The following is a 25414-nucleotide window of genomic DNA, read 5'->3' as shown; positions in this document are numbered from 1 at the left end:
CAATAAATTAACTGTGTTGTACCTTAACTAAACTGGTGTGGTGCTTCGTGGATTTCATGCCTGATCCAGTTGCTGTTTTAGAATTTTCCTGTCACAGGCACCGTCCCACATCGCCACCACCAGGCACACCACGACATTGCTGATGGTGCTGGTCAGGGCGCGGGCTTCTGACATGAAGCGGTCTATGCCCAGCAGCAGGGTAGCACCCGCCAGCGGCAAATCGGGGATGACGGTCAGCGTTGCCACCAGCGCCACAAAGCCACTGCCACTGACACCGGCAGCCCCCTTGGAAGTCAGCAGCATGGCGGCGATCAGTCCAAGTATTTGGCCATTGCTGAGTTGTATGTCATAAGCCTGGGCGATGAATAGCGAAGCCAGTGTCAGGTAAATGGCAGTGCCGTCCAGGTTGAAGGAATACGCCATTGGCAGCACCAGCCCGGCGACATCTTTCTTGCAACCCAGGCTCTGCAGTTTTTGCATCAGCGGCGGCAATACCGGCTCGGACGATGAGGTGCCCAGCACCACGAATAATTCTTCGCGCAGGTAACGCAGCAGTTTCCACAGACTAAAGCCATGCAGCCTGGCCAGGCTACCCAAAATGACCACCACAAACAATGCGCAAGCCAGGTAAAAACTCAAAATCAGGTAACTGAAACCGGCGATGGACTGTATGCCATAACGGCCCACCGTATACGCCATCGAGGCAAAGGCGGCAATGGGTGCCAGCTTCATGATGCTGCCAAAAATACTGAAACACAGGCGGCTTAATTCTTCCACTGCATTCAGCATGCGGTCGCCGGCCTGGCGCGTGCGTGCCATGGCAAACCCGGTCAGCAGGGCCAGCAATAGCACAGGTAAGACTTCCGGCTCGGCAAAGGCACCCACATAGGTGGCCGGGATGACGTGCAGCACAAAGCCTGCCAGACCCTGGTATTCCTTGGCACTCGATAAGGCTGACATGACATTCGTGTCTGTCGCTGCCGGATGAAAATGCCAGCCTGTGCCCGGCTGCATGATGGCGGCGGCCAGCCAGCCCAGCAACAGGGCCAGCAAGGTCAGCACATAAAAAATCGCCATGGCCTTGAGCAGTGTCCTGGCGACGCCACGCCGTTCATTCAGGTTGGCTATGCCGCCCGCAATGGTGCAAAACACCAGCGGTGCCAGCATCATCTTGACCAGTTTGATGAAGGCATCGCCCAGCGGTTTCAATTCTGTCCCCAACGCCGGCCAGACGTAGCCAACACCGATACCAAGAATGACGGCGCAGATGACCTGTACGTACAAATGTCGCTTCAGAAAAAGAAAAGGCAGTTTCATCAGGGCAGGGATTTTTTATCGGTCTTGATGCTTTGCACCAGCATCTCAAACAGGGTTTGTGCTGCTGGCGGCATGATGCGCCCGCGCTTGCAGATCAGGCCCAGCGTCCGGTATATGGGCGGGTTGACCAGGGGCACACCAACCAGCGTGGCCTGAATGTGTGGCGGCAGGGACAGGCGTGGCACGGCGGCCACGCCCATGCCGGCTTCCACCAGCGCCAGGATGCCGGATACATGATTGACTTCGTAATAAATGGCCGGGTGCTTTTCCACACCAGATAGCGCATTGTCGATCAGGCTGCGGTTGCCGCTGGATTTGGAAACGGCAATATAACGCTCATTGGCGGTTTCTTTCCATGACAGTTTCTTGCGCTTGGCCAGTGGGTGATCATGGCGCATGGCCAGCACATAACTCTCTTTGTAGATGGGTTTGAAGTCGATTTCCGGGTCTTCGGCCCCGGCAAAATTGATGCCAAAATCGGCTTCACCAGCCAGTATCAGGTTCAGCACATCTTGCGCGCTTTCATCATGGATGCGTACGCGTATCTTGGGAAAACGTTCGGTAAAATTTTTCAGCACTGCCGGTAAAAAATAATGCACGGCAGAAGGCACGCAGGCCAGCGTGACGATGCCGGTGCGGTGTGCTGCCAAGTCAGACACGCCCAGTATCGCCCCTTCCAGTTCATCCAGCGCGGTACGTACGTTGACCAGAAACCCCCGGCCCACATTGGTCAGTTGCACGCGCCGGGTGGTGCGTTCAAATAATTTGACGCCCAGCGTGTCTTCCAGCTTTTCTATGCGGCGACTCAGTGCTGGCTGAGATAAAAACAGGTCTTCGGCAGCCTGCTTGAAGCTGCTGCGTTCAGCCACTGCGACAAAAGCCTGCAGTTCCTGTAAATCGAAATTGATGCGTCCCATGCATTAATCTTAATAAATATTGCAATTCACAAATTATGCCATGTGATGGATGATGCAGTCCAAGAAAGAACGGGCTGTACATCAATATTGACCCGTTCATCAAATAGTATTCTTGCAATCAAAATGCCTCATCAAGAAGGCAAACAAAAACTTTGGAGACAATATGTTCAAACCTTCTTACCTCGCCGTTCTGCTGGGTGCCAGCGGCAGCGTCTTTGCCCAATCTGCCGTTAACCTGTATGGCATCGCCGATCTGGGCGTGCATTACAGCACCGGCATCAATGCCAGCAATGTGCCGGTCGTGTCCGGTTCCACCATGGCCTTAAATAGCGGCGTCAATAATACCAGCCGTTGGGGTATCAAAGGGCAAGAAGCTCTGGGTGATGGCTTGGAAGCCGTGTTCCAGCTCGAAGGTGGCTTGAATATCGACACTGGCGCATCGGCCAAATCAGACAAGCTGTTTGACCGTCTGGCCTTTGTCGGTATCAAATCCGGCTATGGCAGCCTGACTGCCGGTCGGCAGGCGACTATCCTGTCTGACGCTATTTCGCCTGTAGACCCGCTGGGCATGCGTAATGCAGGGTTCAACCCCAATATTAATGTTACTGCACTCAGTAACACGGCTTTTGGTACCCATGCTTTTGGCGTGCAATATGGCACCAGCGGCTATGCCGATAATTATTATCGTCTGGATAATATGCTGAAATATACCGGTGAATTTGGCCCGGTAGTGGCGCGTGTTTCTTATTCATTTGGTGAAGTGGCCGGCAATAGCAGCGCCTTATCCACCATGGGTGCGGGCCTGACATATCAACAGGATGGCCTGAGCGTTTCTGGTGCCTGGATGAAGTTCAAGAACAGTGCCGACTTTGACCTGCAAGCCTATACCCTGGGTGCTGCCTACCAATTGGGCAGCGTGCAGTTGAAAGCCAATTTTGGCAGTAACCGTGCCGACACCAGTACGACCAAGCAAACCCGGCAGCGTATCGCCTCTGGCGGTGCAGCATTGACCTTGAGCCCTGACCTGACCCTGACCACGGCGTATTACCGTGTTCGTCGTGAAGCCACCGGTTTTGTCGATGATGGTTTTGACCGTAGCTTTGCCTACCTGGAAAAAGCTCTGTCAAAACGCAGCACAGTGTATGTCGAAACTGACTATACCAACTGGAAAGGCAATGCAGCCGGTGTTACCGGTAGCCAGGCCAACAACAGCAACGGCCTTGGGCTGACGCTGGGCTTGATGCACAAGTTCTGACCTCGTCAAGGAAAAAATCATGTCCTTTTCTATATTGCGCCGCAGCGCAAGCATCACACTCACGCTGGCCATGTTGTGTGCCGGTAGCCAGGCTGTGGCTGCTGACATCAGGGTAGTCAGCTCAGGCGGTTTTGCGCAAGCATACAAAAACCTGGCACCTGCCTATGAACAGGCCAGTGGCGACAAACTGATATCTGGCTGGGGTCCATCGATGGGCACAACCACCAATGCCATCCCGGTACGCATGGCCCGTGGCGAAGAAATGGATGTCGTCATCATGGTCGGTGATTCGCTGGACACCCTGATGAAAGAAGGCAAACTGGTCGCGGGCAGCAAGGTCGTGCTGGCCAATTCGCCTATCGCATGTGCAGTAAAAAAGGGCAGTGCTAAACCCGATATCAGCACCGTTGACGGTTTGAAGCAGGCTTTTTTGCAAGCGCACAAAGTGGCTTATTCTGACAGCGCCAGTGGCGAATACATCAAGCACCAGTTGATGAAAAAACTCGACATTGTTGACCAGATGCAGAGCAAGGCAGCGCAAATCCCTGCGACGCCAGTCGGTGAAATCATTGCCCATGGCGAAGCTGACTTTGGTTGCCAGCAACGTAGTGAATTGTTGCCGGTACAGGGGATAGATATTGTCGGCTTGCTACCACAAGAAGTACAATTGACAACAAGCTTTTCTGCCGCTATTGTCACTGGTAGCAAGGTGCAGACACAGGCGCAGGCTTTGTTGAATTTTCTGTCGTCAGAAGAAAATGCTGGTGTGATTGCAGAGACCGGTCTTGAACCAATGGCCGGCAAAAAGTAATTGATATCGTTTCATCTCATTCATTTTCACAGACCCGGCTTCTCCATATGAGCAGCCACCGACTACAAAGGTCGAATAGTATGTCTAGCGCAACCACCCCAGATCGCACCAGCGTTGATCAGGCAAGCAATCCGCCTGAGGCACGGCATTCGAAATTTTCTACCGTGATCCGTGTCACGAGTGGCAATTTCATTGAAATGTATGACTTTTTCCTGTTTGGATTTTATGCCACCTATATCGCCAAGGCATTTTTTCCAGCCAGCAGCGAATATGCGGCCCTGATGATGACCTTTGCCACCTTTGGCGCGGGTTTCTTCATGCGACCGCTGGGTGCCATTATCCTGGGTAGTTATATTGACCGCATTGGTCGCCGCAAAGGGCTGGTGCTGACGCTGGGCATCATGGCGTCTGGCACGGCGATGATCGCCTTCATCCCCGGTTACGCGACCATAGGCTTGCTGGCACCTTTCCTGGTGCTGGTCGGGCGCTTGTTGCAGGGTTTTTCTGCCGGGGTGGAACTGGGCGGGGTATCGGTGTATCTGTCAGAAATGGCGACGCCGGGCAACAAGGGTTTTTATGTCAGCTGGCAATCGGCCAGTCAGCAAGTGGCCATCATCTTTTCGGCAGGCCTGGGTTACTTTTTGAATGAAACCCTGAGCAAGGAATTCATCGCCGACTGGGGCTGGCGCATTCCTTTCTTTATCGGCTGTTCCATCATCCCTGTAGTGTTTTACATCCGCCGTTCGCTGCAAGAGACAGAAGCCTACCTTGCACAAAAGACGCATCCCACTTTCAAGGAAATGCTGAAAACCATTTCCCTCAACTGGCCGCTGGTGGTTACCGGCACCATGCTGATTGTGATGACTACCGTATCCTTTTACCTGATCACGGTCTACACACCTACTTTTGGCAAAACGGTGTTGAAACTGACGACGGTAGAAAGCCTGCTGGTGACGCTGTGCGTGGGGGTATCCAATTTCATTTGGCTGCCGGTCATGGGTGCCTTGTCTGACCGCATCGGCAGATGGCCTCTCATGGCAGTGTTTTCGGGCCTGACTGCGGTCACGGCTTACCCTGTGCTGTCGTGGCTGATCGCCAACCCCAGCTTCGGCCACATGCTGGTGGTGGAATTGTGGCTGTCTTTCCTGTACGGCAGCTATAACGGGGCCACCGTTGTTGCGCTGACAGAAATCATCCCCGCACGCATCCGTACCACTGGCTTTTCCTTGGCGTATAGCCTGGCGACAGCCTTGTTTGGCGGCCTGACACCGCTGGTCTCTACCTGGCTGATAGAAACCACCGGCGACAAGGCTTCCCCCGGTTACTGGATGGCGATGGCCGGCAGTTTTGGCTTGCTGGCGACTTTCCTGATTTATCGTGGTGTGGTCAAAGAACGTTAATCGATTTTAAAGGCGACCGCCGTGACAGAACGTAGATACGATTAGCGAAGCGTAATCGTACACAACCGTGGCATGTCAGTCACGGTTTGCAATCTTTAAAGCTGATTTGAAATATCTTCGTGATTTTCAGGCACAATAGCCGTGCGATTACGCTACGCTAATCGCACACAGGCTACACAGGCACATGGGTTGATTGTGCAACCTTTCTGGCGGTTTTGCACATGTTCTAATCGATTTTAAAGGTGACCGCCGTCGCATACGGCATCGCAGATGGTGCGGTAATGACCAATCCATCTGCCTGCTGTTTCCACTGTAGCGGCGCACCCTGATGGCCCAGCAGGCTGACCGATTTGACTGGCTTGCCCAGCAGATTTTCTGCACTGCCCAATGAACGTATCCTGATCTCCGCACCTGCAGCCGGTACCGCCATGCTGAAGGCATACAGTGATCCATCCTTGCCCCTGGTGAATCTGAAGTCATGCGGACCAAACGCAAATTCAGCCTGCTTCTTGCCCAGGGCATGGCCGGGCAGGGTACGCAATTTATTGTCTTCACTTTCACCCAAGCGCACCCAGGCTTTGCTGCCATAAATGCCCTGACCATTCAGGCGCAGCCAGTTACCGACTTCTTGCAGCATGCGGGTGCTGCCTTCATCCAGTGAGCCATTTGGCAGAGGGGACACACAAATGGCGACATTGCCATCACGTGCGACTTCTTCCAGCAAATAACGGATGACTGCACCAGAATCATAGGTAAAGCCGGGCTGGTAATACCAGTCGCCGACCGGGGTTTCTGCTATCCAGGCCTGGTCGGTCTTGATGTCGCGCGGGATGGTGCCTTCTTCGGTATTCACTGTGCCATTGGTATTGGGGCGAAACTTGATGATGCTGAAGGTATCTACTTTGCCGCGTGTTTTCAGGGCATGGTTATAAAAATCCGCAATCACTGTCTGGGTCGCGTCAGCCTTGTAGCCGGTGCCGGTATGGTCGCCACTGAAGGGTTGTGGGCCGGTGCCGTCGGTGTAGATAAAGTCAGGATCGTAGCGATCCACCACATCCATCATGCGTAAGGCCCAGCGGGTGGCATACCATTTGGCATAATCCTGATGACGGCTGAACAGGCCATCCGGCGGTGGGTTCCATGGCGAATGGGCAGCTTTGCTGACGCCCTGGTATTCGCGCAGATCGATGTTATACAACAACCTGGGGTCCAGCCCTTCCCACCACTTACCCACACCATCCGCCAGTGTTAACTTGCCATCGTAAGGGATGCCAGCGCGTTCACCCTGGGTATCGCTGCCAAAGGCGGTTTGCCACCACCACCACGAATATTCATGGTGAAACGCCACCCCATAACGGATGCCAGCCGCTTTGGCTGCCTTGGCCCATTCGCCGACCAGATCCCGCTTTGGCCCCATCCTGACTGAATTCCAGGGTTGGTAACGCGAATCCCATAAATCAAAATTGTCGTGGTGTACGCCTTGCACGATCAGGAAACGGGCACCGGCATCTTTATAGATGGCAGTCAGTTTGGCAGGGTCAAGCTGCACCGGATTCCAGTCACGCAAGACTTCTTTATAGCCAGTCTCAGAAGGGTGACCATAATTATTCAGATGATTTTTATATGCCGGGGTAGCGGGGTTATATAGCTTGCGTGCATACCAGTCGCCACTTTTACCTGCGGCTTGCGGGCCAAAATGCACCCAGATACCAAATTTTGCTTCACGCAGCCATGCCGGTGTGCCGGGGTAATTCTTTTCTATTGATTCCCAGGTAGGCTGGAAAGGACCGGGTGTAATGGGGATACTCAGCTTGACCTCGGTAGCGGTTTTGCTGTCACCCAGTGGCACGCTATCTATCGGCAATGCGGGTGGAATGGCTGGCATAGGTGGCAAATCCGGCAGCCCGGCGTGTGCCTGCATGACACAGCTGATCAGCACGGCAATGGTGATTCGCTTGAAGCAGGATTGATTGTGCATGGTATTCAGTTCGGGTCAGGACAGGTGGAAGGCGGGCTGCTGTACAGCACCATGCTAAAAGCTGGAAAGAAAATCAGCCAATCAATTTTTTGTGAAGGACGATATGCAAAATGGTATCGCATGTGATGTCCATAGCCGCTCAAGGACATGATTGTTTGGTTTAAGCAGGGCAGGACGCATAAAGGTGAGAGAATTTCACCAGAATGTCAAAATGCAATCTTTACCACAAAGCTTGGTAAAATAAGGCGGCAGCTCACATTCCACCATTCACCGCACAGCAACAATAGAGCAACAACATCGCAACGGCAAAGGACATCCATGGGCATTTTTGATTTTTTCAGCAGCAAGCCATCCACCAAAAAATTTGGACAGATCGTCATTGACTTTGCCCGCAGACAAGGGGTGGACCAGATCATCCGTTTCGATGAGGCTGAATTTCGCCTGCTGGTGGGGGACACCGGCTCGCACGTACTGAACCTGCACAATGCCTACCGCGATTACTGCGCTTCGGCCAAAAAACAGCGCGACACGGTTTTGCTGAAATATACCGCTGGCCTGACACTGGAAGGCATACCGGATGATTATGCCAAAGCCAAAGCCCATCTCATGCCCAGTGTGAAACCGCGCGGGCAGGGTGAATACCTGCGACTGACCAGCCTGATCCAGGGCAAGCCCGCGTCCTATGATGAAGCATCGTTGAACTTCAGCGATGATGCCGTGCTGATGCTGGCCTATGACACCGAACATTCGATGGCCCTGGTCAATCGTTCCAATTTTGATACCTGGGGTGTCAGCGTGCAGGATGCAATGGATGTGGCCCTGGCTAACCTGCGTGACCGTACTGTCGATAAATTTGTTGATATTGGCGTTGGCGTGATGGCAGGCGTGTGGGACGACGCCTATGATTCATCGCGCATCCTGTTGACAGACCTGGCCTATCGCGCTAATTGTGGCAGCGACCCGGTCATCATGGTGCCAACGCGTGGGCGTTATTTGGTGACCGCTGCATCGAACATCGCTGGCCAGTTGTGCATGATAGTGCACGCGCAGGAATGTGCCGAAAAAGAAGGTCGCGTGGTGTCGGCCTGCATGTATAAAATCAAAAATGGCCAGATCGTCAGCTACACACCGGAAGATCCGGACATACTGACCAGTTTGAAATCATTGCAGACTTCTTTCGTGGCAGAAGATTATGGCTCGCAAAAAGAATTGCTGGAAGCCCTGTATGAAAAAGAAAAGACCGACGTTTTTGTCGCCACCTATACCGTCTTCAAAAACAATGATACCGGCCTGCTGACATCGCTATGCACCTGGACCCGTGGTGTTGTATCCCTCTTGCCCAAAACCGATCTGGTTGCTCTGGTCATGCCCGGCAATAAAGAAGGCGAATATGAAAGCAAGATCATTACCTGGGCCGCCGCCACCAGCATCGCCGCTGACCTGATGCAAGAAGTGGAGGGCTATCCCGTACGCTACCTGGTCAAACATTTCCCAACAATGGAACAGGTCAATTCGGTGGCGGAAACACCGTTGTGATGGTGGGAAGCAAGGCCGTAACCCGTAGGGTGCGCCATGCGCACCGCCTCCGTAAAATAAGTGTGGCGTGTTTGAAGACGGTGCGCGTGGCGCACCATACGGATTATTTGTTGACCAACTTGTTTGATTTACTCATTCAATCAATAAGCGTCAGGTCAACATGCCCTAAAGTGCTTGATACACAAAGTCTTTTATCCGGACACTTCCCTGGCCTGCACTGTATATGCTTGGCTTCAGACTTAAAAAACCGCCGAACACATTATGGTGCATCCCCGACACTTCCATGGTCCAAGGGTGCTGAATCCAATTGTTTCCGTCAATTGAATAAAAGAAATTGACAATATTCCGGTTGTTTCTGACTTTGACGTGAACAGTGGAAATTGACATTTCTGTGCGCATCCAAACCTGTTCCTGGCCGTAGTTAAAAGTTAACATCTGATCTGATGTAAAACCCAGGCCGACAAACATACGCTCGTTGTAATACAGCAGTAAGCCGCCTTCGCCTTTTTCCAGTATGTCAAGCGTGACCCTGGCCTCATAACCGAGATCACCTACGATGAAGGTCAGCGGCGAACAGTCGGCAGGGGAGCTTCCCTTGCCCTTGACGGTGATCGCCCCGTGGTTGAATTGCACCCGTTTCATTTCTAGGGAGTCTGGATTGTGGAAGCTCCATTGTGTACCGAATTTGTTGCCGGTAAAATCATCGGACAAAGGAAAGCCTGATGGCCCCGGTTTACCATTTCGCGGCATTGGCAAAGGTGACGAGAGATCACCACCTTTGGCCCGGAACCAACCATCTTGCGTCCATTCGACAGGCTCAAGCAAACATTGGCGTCCCAAAGTTCTGAAGCCGTTCTCGTAACCGTGATACACCATCCACCAATCGCCGCCTGGCCCTTCGACAAGACTGGCATGACCTCTCGACCACCATTTTTCGTCAGCACTGAGGGTACGGACGAGCGGGTTGTGCGGGCAATGCTCCCAAGGACCGTGGATTGAGCGTGACCTGGCAGCAATGACCATATGACTGGTAGGTGGCCCCGAGGTGCCACCCACTGCGGTAACGATGTAGAACCACTCGCCACGTCTGAGCAGTTTCGGGCCTTCTGGGGCGAACATTTCCACTACCCAGTCCTTTGGATATTGCCAGGCAGAATAGGCTTGTTCAATTTTACCGTCCGTCGCCAGGCCGTCATCGGTCAATCTGACGCGCCGGATGCCGTTCGTGAAAAGGTAGCGTTTGCCGTCTTCACCGACGGCGTGACCTGGGTCAATGCAACCTGGCAGATTCAGGTCGATCGGATCACTCCACGGACCTCTGATGTTGTCCGCCCAGATAACGAAGATTGACTGCTTGTCATTCGGGCTTCCTGGGATATAGATATAGTAACGGCCCTTGTGTTTGATCAAATCCATAGCCCAAACACTGCCGATCGGTTTCGACAGCGCACTACCGACCGGAGCCCAATTCACTAAATCACGGGAGTGCCAGATAACGACGCCCGGATAGGCAAGGAAGGATGAAAACGTCATGTAATAATCTTCACCATCTTTCAGAATGGTGGGATCAGGGTGATCGCCGGAAACGATAGGATTAAGGAACGTACCATTACCGAGATCAGCTTTACGTTGCCCTTCAATTCCGCTACGCCATTTCGGCCCGGTGGATGTTTTTTTGTCGGCGCAAACATTTTTAGCTTGCGATATATTGGATGAAACCAGGGAACCAGCAATCAGCCCCTTAATGGCATTGCGTCTCGTCATTGTCATTGTCAGATACTTTCAACTATCAGAATCCCTAAAATCACATCGTTAATAAGACACAGAGAACACGGAGAGCGCAGAAGTTTTCTGTAATCAGGTGCCTCTTGTTTTTCATTTGGCAGCATTTCAGGAATCACTCAAGTTCATTTCGTTCCATGTACCGAAATATCGTACGCCACTCTGTATATAATCCTCAGCAATACGTATAGGCTGTTGCCAAATTAACCTGGCGTTGTTGCACCTTCCGAATATTAACCCCGGTACTAAAGTACAATCTGCATCAGCGTGTCGGGTCCGGGCGCGTCTGGTCATCCTGATTTTGTAATAGCGCCTTATTTTCTGTTGCATGCTATCACCTTCGTATTTAAGCAAAGTAGAAGAAAATCTCACTTGCAATAAATTGTTCGCAGCTTTAGCGATTTTCGCAATAAGGAATCGGTATTGCCTGGTCGCAGATTTGGCATGAACCATTCTCATTGTTGAGAATGGATATTTGAACTCATTTCACCCCTATTGATGAAATGAGTTCTGTATAAGCTGCGAATGTATAATTTGGTTGCTGAAGCCACGCCCTAAACATTAACTGCCAAAGCACAAACTTTTCTTTGACAATGAATCGCTTATTTGAGGTATCCTTGATGCGTCCAATTTGTGGACAAGCGATTTTAAATACCACTGTTTTGACACACCGTTTTACTTTCATCTGAAGAACGAACTCAAAACGGAAAATTTGCAGGTTCCCTGAGAAAAAAATGCAACGCGCTGCCTGGCCTCCAACTACATCTAACTGAACGCACATCGTTGTCACGCGCTGAAAAGCGTGTCGTCAGCATGCTGCCTTGTACCGGCTGGTAATCCACCTGCCGGCATTCTTGCTTTGCCCATTAACTTTCCGATCAGTGCATCGGATTGGCTGCGGCATTCAGTTATTTGTTTGGAGTTTTACATGCAATTAATCAACACTTTGGTGGCGCATGCCATCCCCTGGCTTCCTCGCGCTCTGGTACAAAAAATCTCTCGTCGCTATATCGCTGGCAACAAGCTGGCAGATGCACTGGTTCGTATTCGTGAGCTGAACGCCCTCGGTTTTCAAGTCACTGTCGATGTGCTCGGTGAATCGGTGAGCAATTTATCGCAGGTAGCAGATACTGCTGGCGAATATATCAAGCTGCTGCACGCTCTCGATGAGCATGGATTGAACGCTGGCGTCTCTGTCAAACCAACTGCGCTGGGGTTGTTACTGGATACGGTGCAGTGTGAACACCTGTTTGAGCAGATCGTGGAAGTTGCCGAAGGCTACCAAATCCCTGTCTGCATGGATATGGAAGATGTCAGTTGCACCCAGATGGAAATTGAACTGTTCATTCGCCTCAAGCAATACAGCAGCAAGCTGAGTCTGGCCTTGCAGGCTTATCTGCAACGCAGCTATGCCGATATTGAACAACTGATTCACTTCAAAAGCAACTTGCGCATTTGCAAGGGCATTTATGCAGAAGATCAATCCCATCTGGTGAAGGATGCATGGCGCGACAGAAGTGCAATCAACGCCCATTTTTTGCATCATGTTGCGCGTTGCTTTGACGCCGGAACCTTCGTCGCTATTGCTACGCATGACGAGGTGCTGGTCGAACAAATTGTTACCATGATTCGACAACGCAGCATCGCGCCGACACAGTTTGAATTTCAAATGCTGTTAGGCGTTTGCGAGCCGCTGCGTGACCGCCTGCAGGGGATGGGGTTTGGTGTACGCATCTATGTCCCATATGGTGAGGATTGGTATGGGTACAGCACCCGACGAATGAAAGAGAACCCGCGTATTGCTGGCTATGTTTTGCGGGCAGTGCTGGGGCTCTGACGGATAGCGTGTAGGGTTCGCCGTGTGCACAGCCTCCCGGAAAATGGGAGGCGAAGTGTTTGACGACGGTGCGCGTGGCGCACCCTACACAATCGTCATCAACATTCTGTGTCTGGCCGTAAATGCGCCGGCCTGTGATTCATCTGATGTGAAAAGCAATTTTCAGCTATGCTTAGGGCTGACTCACTTTGGGCTGACCCATCTTGTTGGTGTGATCCGCCCTGCCTACCTATGAAAATTCCTGCACGCTTGCCGTCCTGGTCTGTTATTACTCCTTTCGCTGCCTGGGTCATCCTGGCAGGGGGGGTGCTGATATCGGCTCCCCTGTATGCGGTGTTGTTGACTGCCGCGCTGTTTGGTGGTGTGCTGACGGCGGTGTACCATGCTGAAGTGGTGGCGCATCGCATCGGTGAGCCATTTGGCACGCTGTTGCTGGCACTGGCGGTAACGCTGATTGAAGTCGCGCTGATTGTGTCGCTGATGCTGGCGGGTGGTGAAGCCACGTCTGGCCTGGCGCGGGATACGGTGTTTGCTGCCATCATGATCATCCTTAATGGCATCATCGGCATTTGTTTGCTGGCGGGTGCCAGCCTGCACAAGGAGCAAAGCTTCAGCCTGCAGGGTGCCAGTACTTCGCTGGCGACGCTGGCGGCACTGGCGGTGCTGACCCTGGTATTACCTAATTTTACGTCCACCGTGGCAGGGCCTTTTTACAGTCCCAGCCAACTGACTTTTATCGCCATTATTTCACTGGTGTTGTACGGCACGTTTGTGCTGGTGCAGACGGTACGTCATCGCGATTATTTTTTGCCTGAAAATGTATCGACCGATGCAGAGGCAATTGCAGATGTACATGCAGAGGCACATGCGCCACTGCCATCCAACAAAATGAGCTGGATGAGTGCAGGCTTGCTGATGCTGTGCCTGGGGGCCGTCGTCTTGCTGGCCAAGGCGCTGGCACCAACGCTGGAAAGTGCAGTGGCTGCTGCTGGTGCACCCAAGGCGTTGGTCGGCATTATTATTGCGATGGTGGTGTTGTTGCCGGAAGCAGTTGCTGCCTTTCGTGCGGCCCGCGCCAATCGCTTGCAGACCAGCATTAATCTTGCATTGGGTTCAGCGCTTGCCAGCATAGGTTTGACGATACCGGTGGTGGCGGCAATTTCGCTGGCGACCGGCTGGTCTTTGACGCTGGGTATCGATGCCAAATCTACCGTGCTGCTGTTGCTGTCGCTGATCATTACTTCTATCTCATTGGGTACAGGCCGTACCACCATCATGCAGGGCACGATTCATTGCGTGATTTTTGCGGTGTATTTGTTTACGACCGTGGTGCCATAGGCAGGTAATATAAATTCTGACGGTGCACTGTTATGTGCTGTTGTGTACGCTGACGAACGGACCAGGCGCGTACAGAGGGATGTAATAGGGCATCGCCTTCCTGTTACTGCCTGGAGAAATCATGTCAGCTTCCGCGCCTGCCACCTTGATTGGGGGGCAGAAAGATATCCCGGGCCATATTCCTGCCAGATCTCGCTTGTTTGCCCTCATGTTGCTGTCGATGGTGCAGGCATGCAGCGCACAAAGCACTCTGCCAGAAGCCCGTGGCTTTGGTGCACAACCCAATTTGCCAGAGCCGGAAAAAAACCTTTTGCCGACGATCAACATCGCGCCCGCCATAGGCTGGCCCAAAGGTGATAAACCCGTGGCAGCCAATGGTCTGGCAGTGGCCGCATTTGCGACAGGACTGGATCATCCGCGCATGCTGCATGTCTTGCCCAACGGTGATGTGCTGGTGGCAGAAAGCAATGCACCTGCCATACACGATACCAGCAGTGGCTTGAAAAGTATCCGCAATTGGGTCGAAAAAAAAGTCAAAGGATCAGCGGGTGCCAGCTCACCGAGTGCCGATCGCATTACGCTATTGCGTGGCCTTGATGAACATGGCGTGGCCAGCACACGCAGCATATTTCTGCAAGGCCTGCATTCCCCCTTTGGCATGGCCCAGGTGGGGGACTATTTATATGTCGCCAATACCGACGCCATCATACGTTACCCCTATCAGCGCGGGCAAACCAGCATTACGGAACCTGGCGTCAAGATAGTGGATTTACCCGCCGGCAAAATCGACCATCACTGGACCAAGGACCTGGTGGCCAGCCGTGATGGCTTGCGCCTGTATGTGTCGGTGGGATCAAACAGCAACATCACAGAAAACGGCATGGAAAATGAAAAAGACCGTGCCGCCATTCATGAAATTGACATCGCCACAGGCCGTATGCGCCTGTTTGCCAGCGGCTTGCGCAATGCCAATGGTCTGGCATGGCAACCCCAAAGCGGGCAGTTGTGGGCTGCCGTGAATGAAAGAGATGAACTGGGTAATGACCTGGTGCCAGACTACATGACATCGGTACGCGATGGCGGTTTTTATGGTTGGCCCTATAGCTATTTTGGTCAGCATGTGGATGTGCGGGTCAAACCGCAACGGCCCGATCTGGTGGCCACTGCGCTGGTGCCGGATTATGCCCTCGGTGCCCACACGGCTTCATTGGGCCTGACGTTTTATGACGGAAAATTGCTGCCTGCCAGTTATGCCGGTGGTGCCTTTGTTGGCCAGCATGGTTCATGGAATCGCCAACCCCACAGCGGTTACAAGGTGATTTTTGTTCCCTTTGCAGACGGCAAACCAGCCGGTGCACCGCAAGATGTACTCACCGGATTTTTAACTGCAGACGGCAAGGCCAAGGGCCGCCCGGTTGGTGTCGCCGTTGACAGCAAGGGAGCTTTGCTGGTGGCAGATGATGTAGGCAATATTATCTGGCGCGTAACAGCGAAATAAGCAGGACTTACGCAAAACTGCCCCAACTGCGTTGCAGCTCCCGCATTTAGCAAGATTCGGTACTAAAGTACTGTCTTCGTCGCTGCGGTGTAGTCGGGCTTTCAGGTAACTTCAAACAACAACCTCAAAATGACGAGCGATGTGATCAGATCGAATGGCGGACTGTAGCCGCCATTCGGTGGATCAAGGGTTTTCAGCGTTTTCAAGGCATCCCAGCAATAAACTTCCAGATGTGTTGCGAAAGTTCAATTTTTACAATTAGTTATAATATGACAATCTTTTTTCTGTAGAGTATCCGTAATGAGATTCATCAGAAGATTAAACGCAAACGATGATAGCTTTGTGTCACTGCTACTGAACTTGCGCTCGCCCACCTCGCAAGTTTATTGGAATGCAGTGAGTAGCAAAGGACGCTGCAAGATCAAAAAATATCTACTTCCGTATCTCATAAGGCTAATGCAGGGCAACCCGACATTTGTCGGATTGTGGATTGCAGACGTATTTGGCATGATGAATTCAATAAATTTTGCACTGTATTAAAAACTAGAAAAATCGTCCGCTTCGGAAGAGTATCAGAAACAGATCAGGAGTTGATCAGGCAAGCCTTATTGAGAGGACTTTATGTCATTGCTGCTACCCGTGATCCGAAAAGCATTTCTATTGCTCATTCTAGGGCGTGTTGACGTTTGATCGTCAGTCTTTGAAAAAGAAAGGCAAACTTCTATTGTTAAGGTTCTCACACCGGATCAACACGAGTTTGCCATGCCCCGACTGCTGCTCAACGACGAGCTTTGGTCGAAACTGAAGAAGATTTTGCTTCAAGAACGTATTTATAACAAACGCCATTTACGCCTGATGGTAGAAGCGATGCTGTATCGGCTGAGAGTGGGTTGCCCTTGGAGAGACTTACCGAAAGCATTTGGTCGCTGGAACTCGATTTATAAGAGATTTAATGCCTGGTCAAGCTGCGAAAAGTGGAGTGCAGTTTTTAAGGAACTGGTCACAGAGCCGGATGTGGAGTGGATTTTTATCGATGGTAGTTATGCCAAGGCACATCAGCATAGTGCAGGAGCCGCCAGTGATAGCGATGAAGGCATAGGGAAAAGCCGGGTTGGTCATACAACGAAGATTCATTTGGCAGTCGATGGTTATGGATTGCCAATTGATTTTACTGTTACCGGTGGCGCTACCCATGACTGCAAGGCTGCGCCAGAACTGATTGCCGTGCTGCCGCAGGCGGGACCCATGATTGCCGATAACGGCTATGACAGCGAATAGGTACGAGAGCAAATCATAGCAAAGGGAAGTCGTGTCGTTATCCCGAGAAGACGCAACTCACTCAAGGGAAACGACGACCTTGATAAAGGAGTATATCGATACCGTCACTTCGTCGAGAATGCGTTTGCGCGCTTAAAACAGTTTCGGGCTTTGGCGACGAGATTCGACAAGTTGAAACGTAATGATGAAAGTGTTGTCGCCATGGCCTGCGCCTTTTTGTGGTTGCCTATGTGAAACGTCAACATTCCCCAGCGCTATAGAACAAAAAAATGTGTCAGATTTGGCATTGTATTTAAGTGGTATCTGATTAAGTCCAGTTTTGCAATTTCAGATTTAACGTCTATTGCGAAATTAAGATAACTCGGCGTTCCTGGCAAGGCGACGTAACAACGCCAGGTTAATTTCGAAGCAGTCACTTAACCAGAGGTTGCGTAACTTACTGGTAACGATCGCACTGTTCAGTAATCATATGTTTGCATTGAAAAGTTTCGTGCTGTGTGAAGAAGTATTTCCTCTTCCGTTACATGAGATGTGAAACCTGAAAATTCTATCAACCACTTCAATAATGTGTTCTACAGTCGCATGTAATTTTCTATCAAACGGTCTGCAATAACTTCTTCATATGTCCAATCGAAAAGTATTTTACTTCAGTGTGCAAGGTGTTGCTTTCAGGGACGCTGAGCTTCTTAAATCCTATGTGCGTGTGCTCAATTTTAATTTACAGTATGAGTGGTTACACGACGAAAAATTACCTGATCTCATCATTCATGGTAAAGAAGCTGCAATATCTGTTTCAAAAAATGAGACTTCCGCTTCGCATACATTGATGCTCACCACGTCAAATGCAGGGGGGGAACAATGTTTGTCTCTTCCATTGAATTCCGTTGAAATTGCAACCGTCTTAAACCGGATTGGTATGGCGCTTGGCAGGAGGAGCAATAAGAACAATGCGGCTCAATTACCTATTTTCGACTTAACTCAGCCTTATCTCCTTAAGCGTTGGCCGCCATCCAGCCTGATCAATACACGCGACCGGATTCGCTTGGCCACTGTCATGACGAAGCAGGCTATTTCGATAGAAGCGCTGAATAAAAAATCTGGTCAGGACATCGAAGCATGCAAATCGTTTGTGTTCGATCTGTATGCGTCTGGACTGTTAGCAAAAGAATCCAGAGTTATCAAAGTCGAACAGTCATATGAATCTGCTTTGCCAGCGTATGTTCAACCGGGCGTTCTGTCACGGATACGGAGCAAACTTTCTCGTATCATAGGGGCGGAATGACCATGGATTACAAAGTATTGTTTACCGGACCGGCGGGCGCAGGGAAAACCACTGCCATTACTGCTGTGAGTGAGGTGTCGACCTTAAGCACAGATGTGCTCAACACAGACGCGGAAATCAATAAATTAACCACGACCGTCGGGCTTGACTACGGGGAAATGACGCTCAGCAATGGTGACAAGCTCAGGTTATACGGTACACCTGGCCAAAAGCGTTTTGATTTTATGTGGGAGATATTGTCACGTGGTGCACTGGGTTTGATCATATTGATTGATAACCGCAAGGCAGATCCATTGGCTGATTTGGACACGTACTTGGACAGTTTCAAAAGCTTGATTAATTCGACAAGCTGTGTTGTCGCCATTAGCCACATGAGCACACATCCGTCGCCGGACGTTGAACGTTTTTCTGTGCACCTTAGTACACGCGGCATATTGTGTCCTGTTTTGCAAACCGATGTTCGCGAAGCCAGAAATGTTGCCGAGTTATTAGAGTTGCTTATGCTTCAGTTGGAGGCGAAACAGGAGATGCATAGTTATGAAGATTGATCAAAGTTTGATGGAAAGTGCAAAAAAAGCAGTTCATTCGGTCCATTCCCAGGTCAAAGGGGTAAAAGCTGTTGTCATTTCGACGGAAGATGGATTTGAAGTCGCTTCTCGAGTTGAAAGTACTGCGCTCGTCACTCGTTTGTCTGCTATGTCTAGCTCGATCGCCTCTCTAGGCGCCTTGGCTGGTAAAGAAAGCAATCTTGGTGCGTGTGAAAACGTGATCATAGAAGCCAAATTTGGTATGTTGCTGATATTCCAGATAGAGCGCGAGCAAGGATCGTTGATCATGAGTGTAGTTGCAGGGCATGACGCAATCATAGGGCAAGTGTTGTATTTCGCTAAACAGGCAGCCCGCAACCTGCAAAGTGCTAGTCATGCGCCAATATCTCAGTAGAAAAATCATAAGCAAGCTTAGATCAAAGCTCAGTCCCCGTCGATAAAAGGATGTAGTACGGTCGCGGAAATTTTTTCAGTAAATGTCGTTCGGGCGTCGCGTCGTTTGCTTTTTCATAGACGTCGTTATTATGGAGTTTTTTATGGCTAGTATTAATCAATCAGTGCAAAATTTAGTGGCTTTGGATGGTGCAATGTGTGCGGCTTTGGTAGATTCAACTAGTGGCATGATCCTGGGGCAAGCGGGAAGTGGAATGGACCTCGAAATTGCAGCCGCTGGTAATACCGAAGTAGTTCGTGCAAAACTGAAAACCATGAAGTCCCTGGATCTCCAGGATGCTATTGAAGACATCCTGATCACTTTAGGTAAGCAGTACCATATATTACGGCCACTAGCCAAACACGATGGCTTGTTTTTATACGTGGTACTGGATAAATCGAAGTCGAACCTCGCGCTCGCCCGACGCAAAGTGTCCGAAGTCGAAGCAGTATTGGATTTGTGATTTTTGCTGAATCTGGAAATAGAATTGTGTAGGAGGCTGTTGCAAAATTAAGATGGCCAGATGCACCGGCGAAGACAGTGCTTTAGTGCTGCAAGAAGGCGCACAATGCCAGGTTAATTATGCAGTAGCCTCTATGTTATCCTGGTCGATCCACCTCGCATAATGAGGAATTAAAAAATAAGGATTAACGCATTGGAAAGAAGCAAGCGCCAGTGTTGGCTAAAGGTTTGGTGAAAGACGTCAAGACACTGACGCCGATTTGTATGCTTTCTCTCATAAGCTGCTCAATTCTATGAGAGATACAGTGCTACACGCGGAACTGACTACGCATGCCGGTTATACGAGGTATCGGGATAGCTCCCCAAGCAAGAGAAATGGCCGTAACGACAGCATCGTCAACCGTCTCAAATGTCTGCCTGGAAAAATAACTCAGACCTGCCAAATGCTGGTCAGAGAGACTTATCCACAACCGGTTTTTGCTGCATGGGTGAGGGCAGCACCTGACAGGCGATAACACAACCTGTCACCGACTGGCACGCCGCCCAGGCTTTGATAAAAACGCAGCCCGGTTTCATTATCTGCCCTGACATGCCAGTCAACCCGCACGCAATTTTTGCTGACTGCATACGCTGCCGCCCATCTCATAAGCGCTTCACCAACACCGCTGCGGCGTGCTGTACGCAAGACATACAACTCTTTGACAAAAAGCTGCCCCGTCTCACCTGGCACCGCATTCACCAGCGAATGAAATATCGATATCGCCAGCAACCCGGTGACGGTGCCGTCATCCCGCGTGGCAACGACGATGCGCACGGCAGCATCTGGCCCGATCAGGTTTTGCATGAAATGCGCTTTGACAGTTTGTCTGGAAGCTGCATGTTCTCCATTGTAGTGAACGCCCAATTCGTGGAGCAGGTCGACGGTGGACTCGTACTGGTTTTCCTGAATGAATGCGATTTGCAAATGAACCTCTCTATAATAATATTATCGATATATTTTATATATACCATGTAATTAAAACCTGTCATTGAGAGGTCATGACCTGATTCTATACTCGGCATCTTTGTTACTTCAGCCATCCCCATTCTCATGCAATTGACAATAGTTCCCCGCTTCCTTACCACCGACGATATATCTACACTGTTGGAACTCGAATCCCTGCAATGGACATCAAACCAGGCTGCCAATGCCGATACGCTGCGCAAGCGCTTGCTTGATTATCCTGAATTGTGCCTGGGGGCTTTTTGTTCCCATACAGGCAAAGCGCTTGCATCACTTTTTATGCGGCCAATTTCGCAGCAAGGCATTGCGCGCGCACGTCGTTGGGAAGACTGTGCAGAGAGTGTACACGAGAGCACAGAAAAAAAGACCAACAGCCTGTTCGGCATCAGCCTGACGAGTGTCGAACCACAGGCAGCGGCAGCGCTGTTTTCCTTTTTCTGGCCACATGCTTTGAAGAATGGATGGCGTCAAATATATCTGGGATCACCGATTCCTGGTTTCAAACGTGCGCTGGAAAATAATCCTTCGCTCGATGTCGCCACCTATGCGCATACCCGTCGCGGCAAGCTGCCGCTTGATCCGCAATTGCGGTACTACCATGGCAAAGGATTTACCCGCATTGTTGCCGTGCTGCCAGATTATTTTCCGCATGATGCCTCGCTTGATCATGGCGTATTGATCCAGGGGACTGTGCCGCTATCGCAACTGTGTCCTGTGTGGCAGCGCCTGCCATTCAAGACCTTGCAAGTGGTGCTCAAATGGATCACCCATGTTGAAGACATGGTTGCAGAATACGCGAAGCCGCGCCCCGAACTGAAAGACAAGCCTGCTATTGAGCGAGTGTGATAATGAGGTTAAAGATGAAAATGAAGTTGAATTGTCAGCCGGCCCTTACACCTGTATGCCTGGCCGGGATGATCGTGCGATGAATACATCTGCAAACCCGGTGCCTGCAGAATTACCCACGCTTTGGTGGAATGACGGTGACGCATTCCGTTCTCGTCTGTTCGATGCTATTTCGCTCTTGCTTCCCTGTGGCGAGCATTTCGTCATTACGGCTGTTTTCGATTGGCTCAACACAAGCGTGCGCAGTTCTTCCAACCCGCAACTGCAGAATGAAGTGCTGCGCTTGACCAAGGAAGAACAAAGCCATTCGCGCGCGCATCGTCTGTATAACGAAAGAATGGCCGCCCATGCGCCAGCGCAGCGACTAGAGCAGCGTATTGAAGCAGCCATGCAGCAAATGGAAGGATGGAAACTGCCGACCCGCATCGCTTTTGCCGCCGCGTTCGAGCAGTTGACGGTGCTACTCGCAGAACAGGTGTTGCGGCCACACAATGCATGGCTAGGGCAGAATGACACGCAACAGACCAGACTATGGCAATGGCATTGCAAGGAAGAGATAGAACATCGCTTTGTCGTGCAAGAGGTGGCCGATGCGATGGGCATCGGGCAAGGTCGGCGCGCATTGATATTTCTGGTGGCGGCATGTTATCTTTTTACCGATGTTGCCATTGCGCTTGCTAGCCTGTTGTGGTCTGACATACGCGCCCAACGTGTTGGCGCGGCACGCGTGATGCTGCAAGCTGCCGCCTTCACCATTCGTGCCATCCCCAGTTTGCTACGTATGGCCGGCGCCAGTCTGCGCCACATCGTCATGATCAAAGGGCGATGATGACAGGGGAGTATTTTCAGGGACTGGCACCGGCTATGTTTCCGGGCATGCAGTTATTGTGCCATCGTGCCGGGCCATCCGTATTCAGAGGCTTGGCAGCGCATTGGCCTGCGGTACAACACTGGAGTTTTAACCGGCTGGCCGGGCTTGCCCCCGATATGCAAGTAAAGCTGGTGGCAGGCAACCGCGAACGGGGCCGCACGCGTTTCATTGACTCCAGCTTACGTGCCTATCTTGCTTTGCTTGAAGAAGGTCATGATCACGAGAACCAAGCGAATCAAGAGCATCAGGAGAATCAGACAGATCAACCCCTGTACCTGAAGGAATTTGATTTGCTTGACGCCATTCCTGCGTTGCGGCAAGACTTGCAGCATACTGATTTCTTTGTGCGGGGCAGCACATTGTCATTACAGAGCTGGATAGGCCCGGCCCATGCACGCACTGGCCTCCATTACGATTATCTCGACAATCTGGCCGTACAAATCGTCGGCAGAAAACGCTTTTACCTGGTCCGTGCAGGCACGGTAGAGCGCATGCATGCAGTGGCGGGCAAATACGATTCCTGGGCCAGGCTGGCCACCTGCACCGCGCAGGAGCTTGCGGCAAAAGCGGAGGCACATGCTGAAATACAGGGCGATTTCTTTGTCGTCGATCTGGAACCTGGCGATGTCTTGCATGTGCCAGCAGGCTGGTGGCATGAAGTGTTGAACCTGACGCCCTGTATCCTGTTCGGCGGATTCCATGGCCCACGTGCACAAGTGTCAGCACGCTGGGCCTGGGTGCAATCACGCGATCTGCTGCACCGCCTTGGCTGGATGGGGCGGGGTAATTGTACTTGCCATTCTGAGGGTGCTCTTAATTAAGGACTATAATCAATATAGACTTATGAAGAGGATTCATGAATGCAAAAAGAAAACTTCAATGACCTGCTTGCCTTCATCACCGTCGCCCGTGAAGGCAGCTTTACCCGGGCTGCCGCCCAGCTTGGGGTGTCGCAATCAGCATTGAGCCACACCATGCGCGGGCTGGAAACGCGGCTGGGCGTACGTCTGCTGACACGCACCACGCGCAGCCTGTCCCTCACTGATGCGGGTGAAAGGTTGTTCAAGACTGTGGCCCCGCGCTTTGAAGAAATTGAATATGAACTGGCCGCCCTGAGCGAGCTGCGCGACAAACCCGCTGGCACCATCCGTATATCTGCGGCGGAACATGCCACCAACACCGTCTTGTGGCCCAAGCTGGCCACCTTCTTGCCCAACTATCCCGACATCAAGGTAGAAATTAATATCAACTACAGCCTGACCGATATCGTGGCTGATCGCTTTGATGCCGGTGTACGCCTGGGCGAACAAGTCGCCAAGGACATGATCGCCGTCCGCATCGCGCCTGATCTGCGCATGGCCGTTGTGGCATCGCCCACGTATTTCGCCAAGCATGCACCCCCGCAAACCCCGCAAGAACTGGCGAGCCACAACTGCATCAACCTGCGCATGGCCACCTATGGCGGTCTGTATGCATGGGAATTTGAACGCAACGGCCATGAACTCAATGTGCGGGTAGAAGGGCAGTTGGTGTTCAATAGCAGCACGCAAATTTTACGCGCCACGCTGGCTGGTTTTGGTCTTGCCTGCCTGCCAGAAGACATGGTGGCACCACATGTGCGCGACGGCCATTTGCAACGTGTGCTGGAAGACTGGACCCCCAGCTTTCAGGGTTACCATCTGTATTACCCCAGCCGCCGCCAGGCTTCACCAGCCTTTGCGCTGGTGGTGGATGCATTGCGGCATAAAACCTGAAGATATTCATCTCAACGGGCAGTAATTCGACAAAATTGATTCGACAAAATTGAACGTGCTCAAGTTTGCCTTGCCTGTGTCGTTAATATACTGATAAGCATAGTGACGGGGATGAAAATGGTAACAACGGTAGGATCATCTGCTGCTATTGCATCCGGCAGTTCAGACACTGGCAGCAAGGTCGCTCAACTACAGAAGCAATTGGTGGGGCTGATGAAGAAATTGCAGGACGCGACCAAAGACACCTCCAAGGGAGCAAAAGAGCGGTTGACGCTGTTGCAGTTACAAATACAGCAAATTCAAATGCAGATCCAGCAATTGCTGACAGCCGCAGCGCAAAAGGAAGCCCTGGCACAACTTAACCAGCACGGCACGTCATCGAACACCCAGAAGCCCCAGGCCACAGCAAAGCATTCGCAATATTCGCCGTATTCAACAATAGGCAGTGTCGTCAACACGACTGTCTGACAAACATCGCCATAGGTCGGCTGAAGACAATTTTTCAGGCACAAATTGTCAGGTGAAACAGCTGGCAGCATGGCGTCAATCTTGGCGAGCACCAGTGCTTAGTCTGTTTGATGATAGTTTCGCTTGGGGTTTTTCTTTGCTAAAAAAGCATCGCTCCTTTCTTATTTTGACGTTCGACAGTAGCTGCAAACGAAGCTGCATTTATCCGCACCAGCCTGCATTCCATCGCCACGAACCAGCAGTATCTGCAACTGACCAGGATGTTCAACACGTCCTTGGTATCGGCCTTGATGCTGGCCAGCACGTCCAGCCAGCGACCTATGGCCGCTTGACGCTCGGTGCCGGCTGGGTGTCGCGCCAGGAGAATCGCCGAAATATATTTTCGATGTCGCGATCCGTTTCCACCTTCGGCGTCGTCTTTAGCATGTATCAAACAAAAGCAGACAAATTTGTCCACATCGCGCAACTTAACGAAGGAGAACACCATGGCACGCATGGTCGTGATTTACCGAACACCGAAGGATGTCGCCGCATTTGACAGCCACTACTTTGGCACCCATATACCCCTTAGCAAAAAAATCCCGGGACTCAGAAAATACGAAGTCAGCAAGGGGCCGATCGCCGCGGTGGCAGGTCGCGCCGATGTCCATTTGATCGGGATATTGCATTTCGACGATATGGCGGCGATCAAGAGCGCGTTTGCAAGCCCTGAAGGTCAGGCGGCGGGCGCGGACCGCCGTTTGTTTGCACCCGATGATTCGGGCTTCGAAATGTTCCTCTTCGATGACATTGAAGTGTGA

Annotated in this window: 23 protein-coding genes and 1 pseudogene; 18 read left to right on the top strand and 6 right to left on the bottom strand. The window is 51.5% G+C overall.

The features are described 5' to 3' along the window. Window positions 1–54: 54 nt before the first annotated feature. Both AC1RVX_RS08880 and AC1RVX_RS08875 read right to left on the bottom strand, forming a co-directional pair. Window positions 55–1317 (bottom strand): cation:dicarboxylate symporter family transporter, encoded by a 1263-nt coding sequence (locus tag AC1RVX_RS08880; RefSeq protein WP_493216206.1) that lies wholly within the window; start codon window positions 1315–1317, stop codon window positions 55–57. Next, on the bottom strand, window positions 1317–2234 hold the full coding sequence (locus AC1RVX_RS08875; RefSeq protein ID WP_493216205.1) for a LysR family transcriptional regulator: 918 nt from the start codon (window positions 2232–2234) through the stop codon (window positions 1317–1319). The genes AC1RVX_RS08880 and AC1RVX_RS08875 overlap by 1 nt, the downstream gene beginning before the upstream one ends. 163 nt (window positions 2235–2397) lie before the next feature. On the opposite strand from AC1RVX_RS08875, the gene AC1RVX_RS08870 reads away from it, so the two are divergent. The 3 genes from AC1RVX_RS08870 (at window position 2398) to AC1RVX_RS08860 (ending at window position 5700) form a co-directional block, all read left to right on the top strand. Then, window positions 2398–3489 (top strand): porin, encoded by a 1092-nt coding sequence (locus AC1RVX_RS08870; RefSeq protein WP_493216204.1) that lies wholly within the window; start codon window positions 2398–2400, stop codon window positions 3487–3489. A 19-nt stretch (window positions 3490–3508) separates the two neighbouring features. After that, entirely contained in the window at window positions 3509–4300 is a 792-nt protein-coding gene (locus AC1RVX_RS08865; protein WP_493216203.1) for a substrate-binding domain-containing protein, read from the top strand. A gap of 80 nt (window positions 4301–4380) precedes the next feature. Continuing rightward, window positions 4381–5700 (top strand): MFS transporter, encoded by a 1320-nt coding sequence (locus tag AC1RVX_RS08860; protein WP_493216202.1) that lies wholly within the window; start codon window positions 4381–4383, stop codon window positions 5698–5700. 226 nt (window positions 5701–5926) lie between these two features. Here the strand turns inward: AC1RVX_RS08860 and AC1RVX_RS08855 are convergent, their stop codons facing one another. Next, on the bottom strand, window positions 5927–7678 hold the full coding sequence (locus AC1RVX_RS08855) for an alpha-L-fucosidase (protein ID WP_493216201.1): 1752 nt from the start codon (window positions 7676–7678) through the stop codon (window positions 5927–5929). A 318-nt stretch (window positions 7679–7996) separates the two neighbouring features. Here AC1RVX_RS08855 and AC1RVX_RS08850 point away from each other — a divergent pair, with 318 nt between their 5' ends. Then, window positions 7997–9214 carry a DUF1444 domain-containing protein gene (locus tag AC1RVX_RS08850; RefSeq protein WP_493216200.1) on the top strand — a complete coding sequence of 406 codons (1218 nt, stop codon included), beginning with the start codon at window positions 7997–7999 and terminating at the stop codon, window positions 9212–9214. A gap of 165 nt (window positions 9215–9379) precedes the next feature. Here AC1RVX_RS08850 and AC1RVX_RS08845 read toward each other — a convergent pair whose 3' ends face one another. Beyond that, on the bottom strand, window positions 9380–10978 hold the full coding sequence (locus AC1RVX_RS08845) for a family 43 glycosylhydrolase (protein WP_493216199.1): 1599 nt from the start codon (window positions 10976–10978) through the stop codon (window positions 9380–9382). 946 nt (window positions 10979–11924) lie between these two features. Between AC1RVX_RS08845 and AC1RVX_RS08840 the strand changes: the two genes are divergently transcribed. The 8 genes and pseudogenes from AC1RVX_RS08840 (at window position 11925) to AC1RVX_RS08805 (ending at window position 19673) form a co-directional block, all read left to right on the top strand. After that, window positions 11925–12833: a proline dehydrogenase family protein gene (locus tag AC1RVX_RS08840; RefSeq protein ID WP_493216198.1), complete on the top strand. Its 909-nt coding sequence runs from the start codon at window positions 11925–11927 to the stop codon at window positions 12831–12833. Between the two features lie 231 nt (window positions 12834–13064). After that, window positions 13065–14171, top strand: a complete 1107-nt coding sequence (locus AC1RVX_RS08835; RefSeq protein WP_493216197.1) for a calcium:cation antiporter — start codon at window positions 13065–13067, stop codon at window positions 14169–14171. 208 nt (window positions 14172–14379) lie between these two features. Beyond that, window positions 14380–15669: a PQQ-dependent sugar dehydrogenase gene (locus AC1RVX_RS08830; RefSeq protein ID WP_493216239.1), complete on the top strand. Its 1290-nt coding sequence runs from the start codon at window positions 14380–14382 to the stop codon at window positions 15667–15669. Between the two features lie 762 nt (window positions 15670–16431). Next, window positions 16432–17181, top strand: a pseudogene (locus AC1RVX_RS08825) (IS5 family transposase). 388 nt (window positions 17182–17569) lie between these two features. Further along, window positions 17570–18229 (top strand): hypothetical protein, encoded by a 660-nt coding sequence (locus AC1RVX_RS08820; RefSeq protein WP_493216196.1) that lies wholly within the window; start codon window positions 17570–17572, stop codon window positions 18227–18229. A gap of 2 nt (window positions 18230–18231) precedes the next feature. After that, entirely contained in the window at window positions 18232–18777 is a 546-nt protein-coding gene (locus tag AC1RVX_RS08815; RefSeq protein ID WP_493216195.1) for a GTP-binding protein, read from the top strand. After that, complete coding sequence (locus tag AC1RVX_RS08810) at window positions 18767–19171, top strand: roadblock/LC7 domain-containing protein (protein ID WP_493216194.1); 405 nt, start codon at window positions 18767–18769, stop codon at window positions 19169–19171. The genes AC1RVX_RS08815 and AC1RVX_RS08810 overlap by 11 nt, the downstream gene beginning before the upstream one ends. A 142-nt stretch (window positions 19172–19313) precedes the next feature. Continuing rightward, on the top strand, window positions 19314–19673 hold the full coding sequence (locus tag AC1RVX_RS08805; protein ID WP_493216193.1) for a hypothetical protein: 360 nt from the start codon (window positions 19314–19316) through the stop codon (window positions 19671–19673). A gap of 459 nt (window positions 19674–20132) precedes the next feature. Here AC1RVX_RS08805 and AC1RVX_RS08800 read toward each other — a convergent pair whose 3' ends face one another. Further along, the gene (locus tag AC1RVX_RS08800) at window positions 20133–20636 is read right to left on the bottom strand and encodes a GNAT family N-acetyltransferase (RefSeq protein WP_493216192.1); all 504 of its coding nucleotides are present in this window, start codon (window positions 20634–20636) and stop codon (window positions 20133–20135) included. A 126-nt stretch (window positions 20637–20762) separates the two neighbouring features. Here AC1RVX_RS08800 and AC1RVX_RS08795 point away from each other — a divergent pair, with 126 nt between their 5' ends. The 5 genes from AC1RVX_RS08795 (at window position 20763) to AC1RVX_RS08775 (ending at window position 24614) form a co-directional block, all read left to right on the top strand. Continuing rightward, window positions 20763–21521, top strand: a complete 759-nt coding sequence (locus AC1RVX_RS08795; RefSeq protein WP_493216191.1) for a hypothetical protein — start codon at window positions 20763–20765, stop codon at window positions 21519–21521. Between the two features lie 79 nt (window positions 21522–21600). Continuing rightward, window positions 21601–22350, top strand: coding sequence for a metal-dependent hydrolase (locus AC1RVX_RS08790; protein ID WP_493216190.1), 750 nt, complete (start codon window positions 21601–21603; stop codon window positions 22348–22350). After that, window positions 22347–23213, top strand: coding sequence for a cupin-like domain-containing protein (locus AC1RVX_RS08785; RefSeq protein ID WP_493216189.1), 867 nt, complete (start codon window positions 22347–22349; stop codon window positions 23211–23213). Before AC1RVX_RS08790 ends, AC1RVX_RS08785 begins: the two co-directional genes overlap by 4 nt. A gap of 39 nt (window positions 23214–23252) precedes the next feature. Continuing rightward, a complete protein-coding gene (locus tag AC1RVX_RS08780) occupies window positions 23253–24146 on the top strand; it encodes a LysR family transcriptional regulator (protein WP_493216188.1) in 894 nt (297 codons plus the stop codon). 111 nt (window positions 24147–24257) lie between these two features. Further along, window positions 24258–24614, top strand: coding sequence for a FlxA-like family protein (locus tag AC1RVX_RS08775; protein WP_493216187.1), 357 nt, complete (start codon window positions 24258–24260; stop codon window positions 24612–24614). Between the two features lie 139 nt (window positions 24615–24753). Here AC1RVX_RS08775 and AC1RVX_RS08770 read toward each other — a convergent pair whose 3' ends face one another. Next, window positions 24754–25110, bottom strand: a complete 357-nt coding sequence (locus tag AC1RVX_RS08770) for a hypothetical protein (RefSeq protein ID WP_493216186.1) — start codon at window positions 25108–25110, stop codon at window positions 24754–24756. On the opposite strand from AC1RVX_RS08770, the gene AC1RVX_RS08765 reads away from it, so the two are divergent. Next, a complete protein-coding gene (locus tag AC1RVX_RS08765) occupies window positions 25100–25414 on the top strand; it encodes an EthD family reductase (RefSeq protein WP_493216185.1) in 315 nt (104 codons plus the stop codon). The two genes, AC1RVX_RS08770 and AC1RVX_RS08765, sit on opposite strands and share 11 nt — an antisense overlap.

It is taken from the genome of Undibacterium sp. GW821-FHT11B02, assembly GCF_058808955.1.
The sequence above is the reverse complement of the archived record's forward strand: the minus strand, read 5'-3'. Positions and strand labels throughout refer to the sequence as shown.

What these genes read in the sequence shown, in the direction of transcription:
- AC1RVX_RS08875 (WP_493216205.1), bottom strand. Translation starts at nt 2,234, where the DNA reads ATGGGACGCATCAATTTCGATTTACAGGAACTGCAGGCTTTTGTCGCA.
- AC1RVX_RS08805 (WP_493216193.1), top strand. Translation starts at nt 19,314, where the DNA reads ATGGCTAGTATTAATCAATCAGTGCAAAATTTAGTGGCTTTGGATGGT.
- AC1RVX_RS08810 (WP_493216194.1), top strand. Translation starts at nt 18,767, where the DNA reads ATGAAGATTGATCAAAGTTTGATGGAAAGTGCAAAAAAAGCAGTTCAT.
- AC1RVX_RS08785 (WP_493216189.1), top strand. Translation starts at nt 22,347, where the DNA reads ATGATGACAGGGGAGTATTTTCAGGGACTGGCACCGGCTATGTTTCCG.
- AC1RVX_RS08860 (WP_493216202.1), top strand. Translation starts at nt 4,381, where the DNA reads ATGTCTAGCGCAACCACCCCAGATCGCACCAGCGTTGATCAGGCAAGC.
- AC1RVX_RS08865 (WP_493216203.1), top strand. Translation starts at nt 3,509, where the DNA reads ATGTCCTTTTCTATATTGCGCCGCAGCGCAAGCATCACACTCACGCTG.
- AC1RVX_RS08820 (WP_493216196.1), top strand. Translation starts at nt 17,570, where the DNA reads ATGTCCAATCGAAAAGTATTTTACTTCAGTGTGCAAGGTGTTGCTTTC.
- AC1RVX_RS08815 (WP_493216195.1), top strand. Translation starts at nt 18,232, where the DNA reads ATGGATTACAAAGTATTGTTTACCGGACCGGCGGGCGCAGGGAAAACC.
- AC1RVX_RS08830 (WP_493216239.1), top strand. Translation starts at nt 14,380, where the DNA reads ATGTTGCTGTCGATGGTGCAGGCATGCAGCGCACAAAGCACTCTGCCA.
- AC1RVX_RS08790 (WP_493216190.1), top strand. Translation starts at nt 21,601, where the DNA reads ATGAATACATCTGCAAACCCGGTGCCTGCAGAATTACCCACGCTTTGG.
- AC1RVX_RS08845 (WP_493216199.1), bottom strand. Translation starts at nt 10,978, where the DNA reads ATGACGAGACGCAATGCCATTAAGGGGCTGATTGCTGGTTCCCTGGTT.
- AC1RVX_RS08840 (WP_493216198.1), top strand. Translation starts at nt 11,925, where the DNA reads ATGCAATTAATCAACACTTTGGTGGCGCATGCCATCCCCTGGCTTCCT.
- AC1RVX_RS08850 (WP_493216200.1), top strand. Translation starts at nt 7,997, where the DNA reads ATGGGCATTTTTGATTTTTTCAGCAGCAAGCCATCCACCAAAAAATTT.
- AC1RVX_RS08780 (WP_493216188.1), top strand. Translation starts at nt 23,253, where the DNA reads ATGCAAAAAGAAAACTTCAATGACCTGCTTGCCTTCATCACCGTCGCC.
- AC1RVX_RS08770 (WP_493216186.1), bottom strand. Translation starts at nt 25,110, where the DNA reads ATGCGTGCCATGGTGTTCTCCTTCGTTAAGTTGCGCGATGTGGACAAA.
- AC1RVX_RS08880 (WP_493216206.1), bottom strand. Translation starts at nt 1,317, where the DNA reads ATGAAACTGCCTTTTCTTTTTCTGAAGCGACATTTGTACGTACAGGTC.
- AC1RVX_RS08870 (WP_493216204.1), top strand. Translation starts at nt 2,398, where the DNA reads ATGTTCAAACCTTCTTACCTCGCCGTTCTGCTGGGTGCCAGCGGCAGC.
- AC1RVX_RS08835 (WP_493216197.1), top strand. Translation starts at nt 13,065, where the DNA reads ATGAAAATTCCTGCACGCTTGCCGTCCTGGTCTGTTATTACTCCTTTC.
- AC1RVX_RS08855 (WP_493216201.1), bottom strand. Translation starts at nt 7,678, where the DNA reads ATGCACAATCAATCCTGCTTCAAGCGAATCACCATTGCCGTGCTGATC.
- AC1RVX_RS08775 (WP_493216187.1), top strand. Translation starts at nt 24,258, where the DNA reads ATGAAAATGGTAACAACGGTAGGATCATCTGCTGCTATTGCATCCGGC.
- AC1RVX_RS08765 (WP_493216185.1), top strand. Translation starts at nt 25,100, where the DNA reads ATGGCACGCATGGTCGTGATTTACCGAACACCGAAGGATGTCGCCGCA.
- AC1RVX_RS08795 (WP_493216191.1), top strand. Translation starts at nt 20,763, where the DNA reads ATGCAATTGACAATAGTTCCCCGCTTCCTTACCACCGACGATATATCT.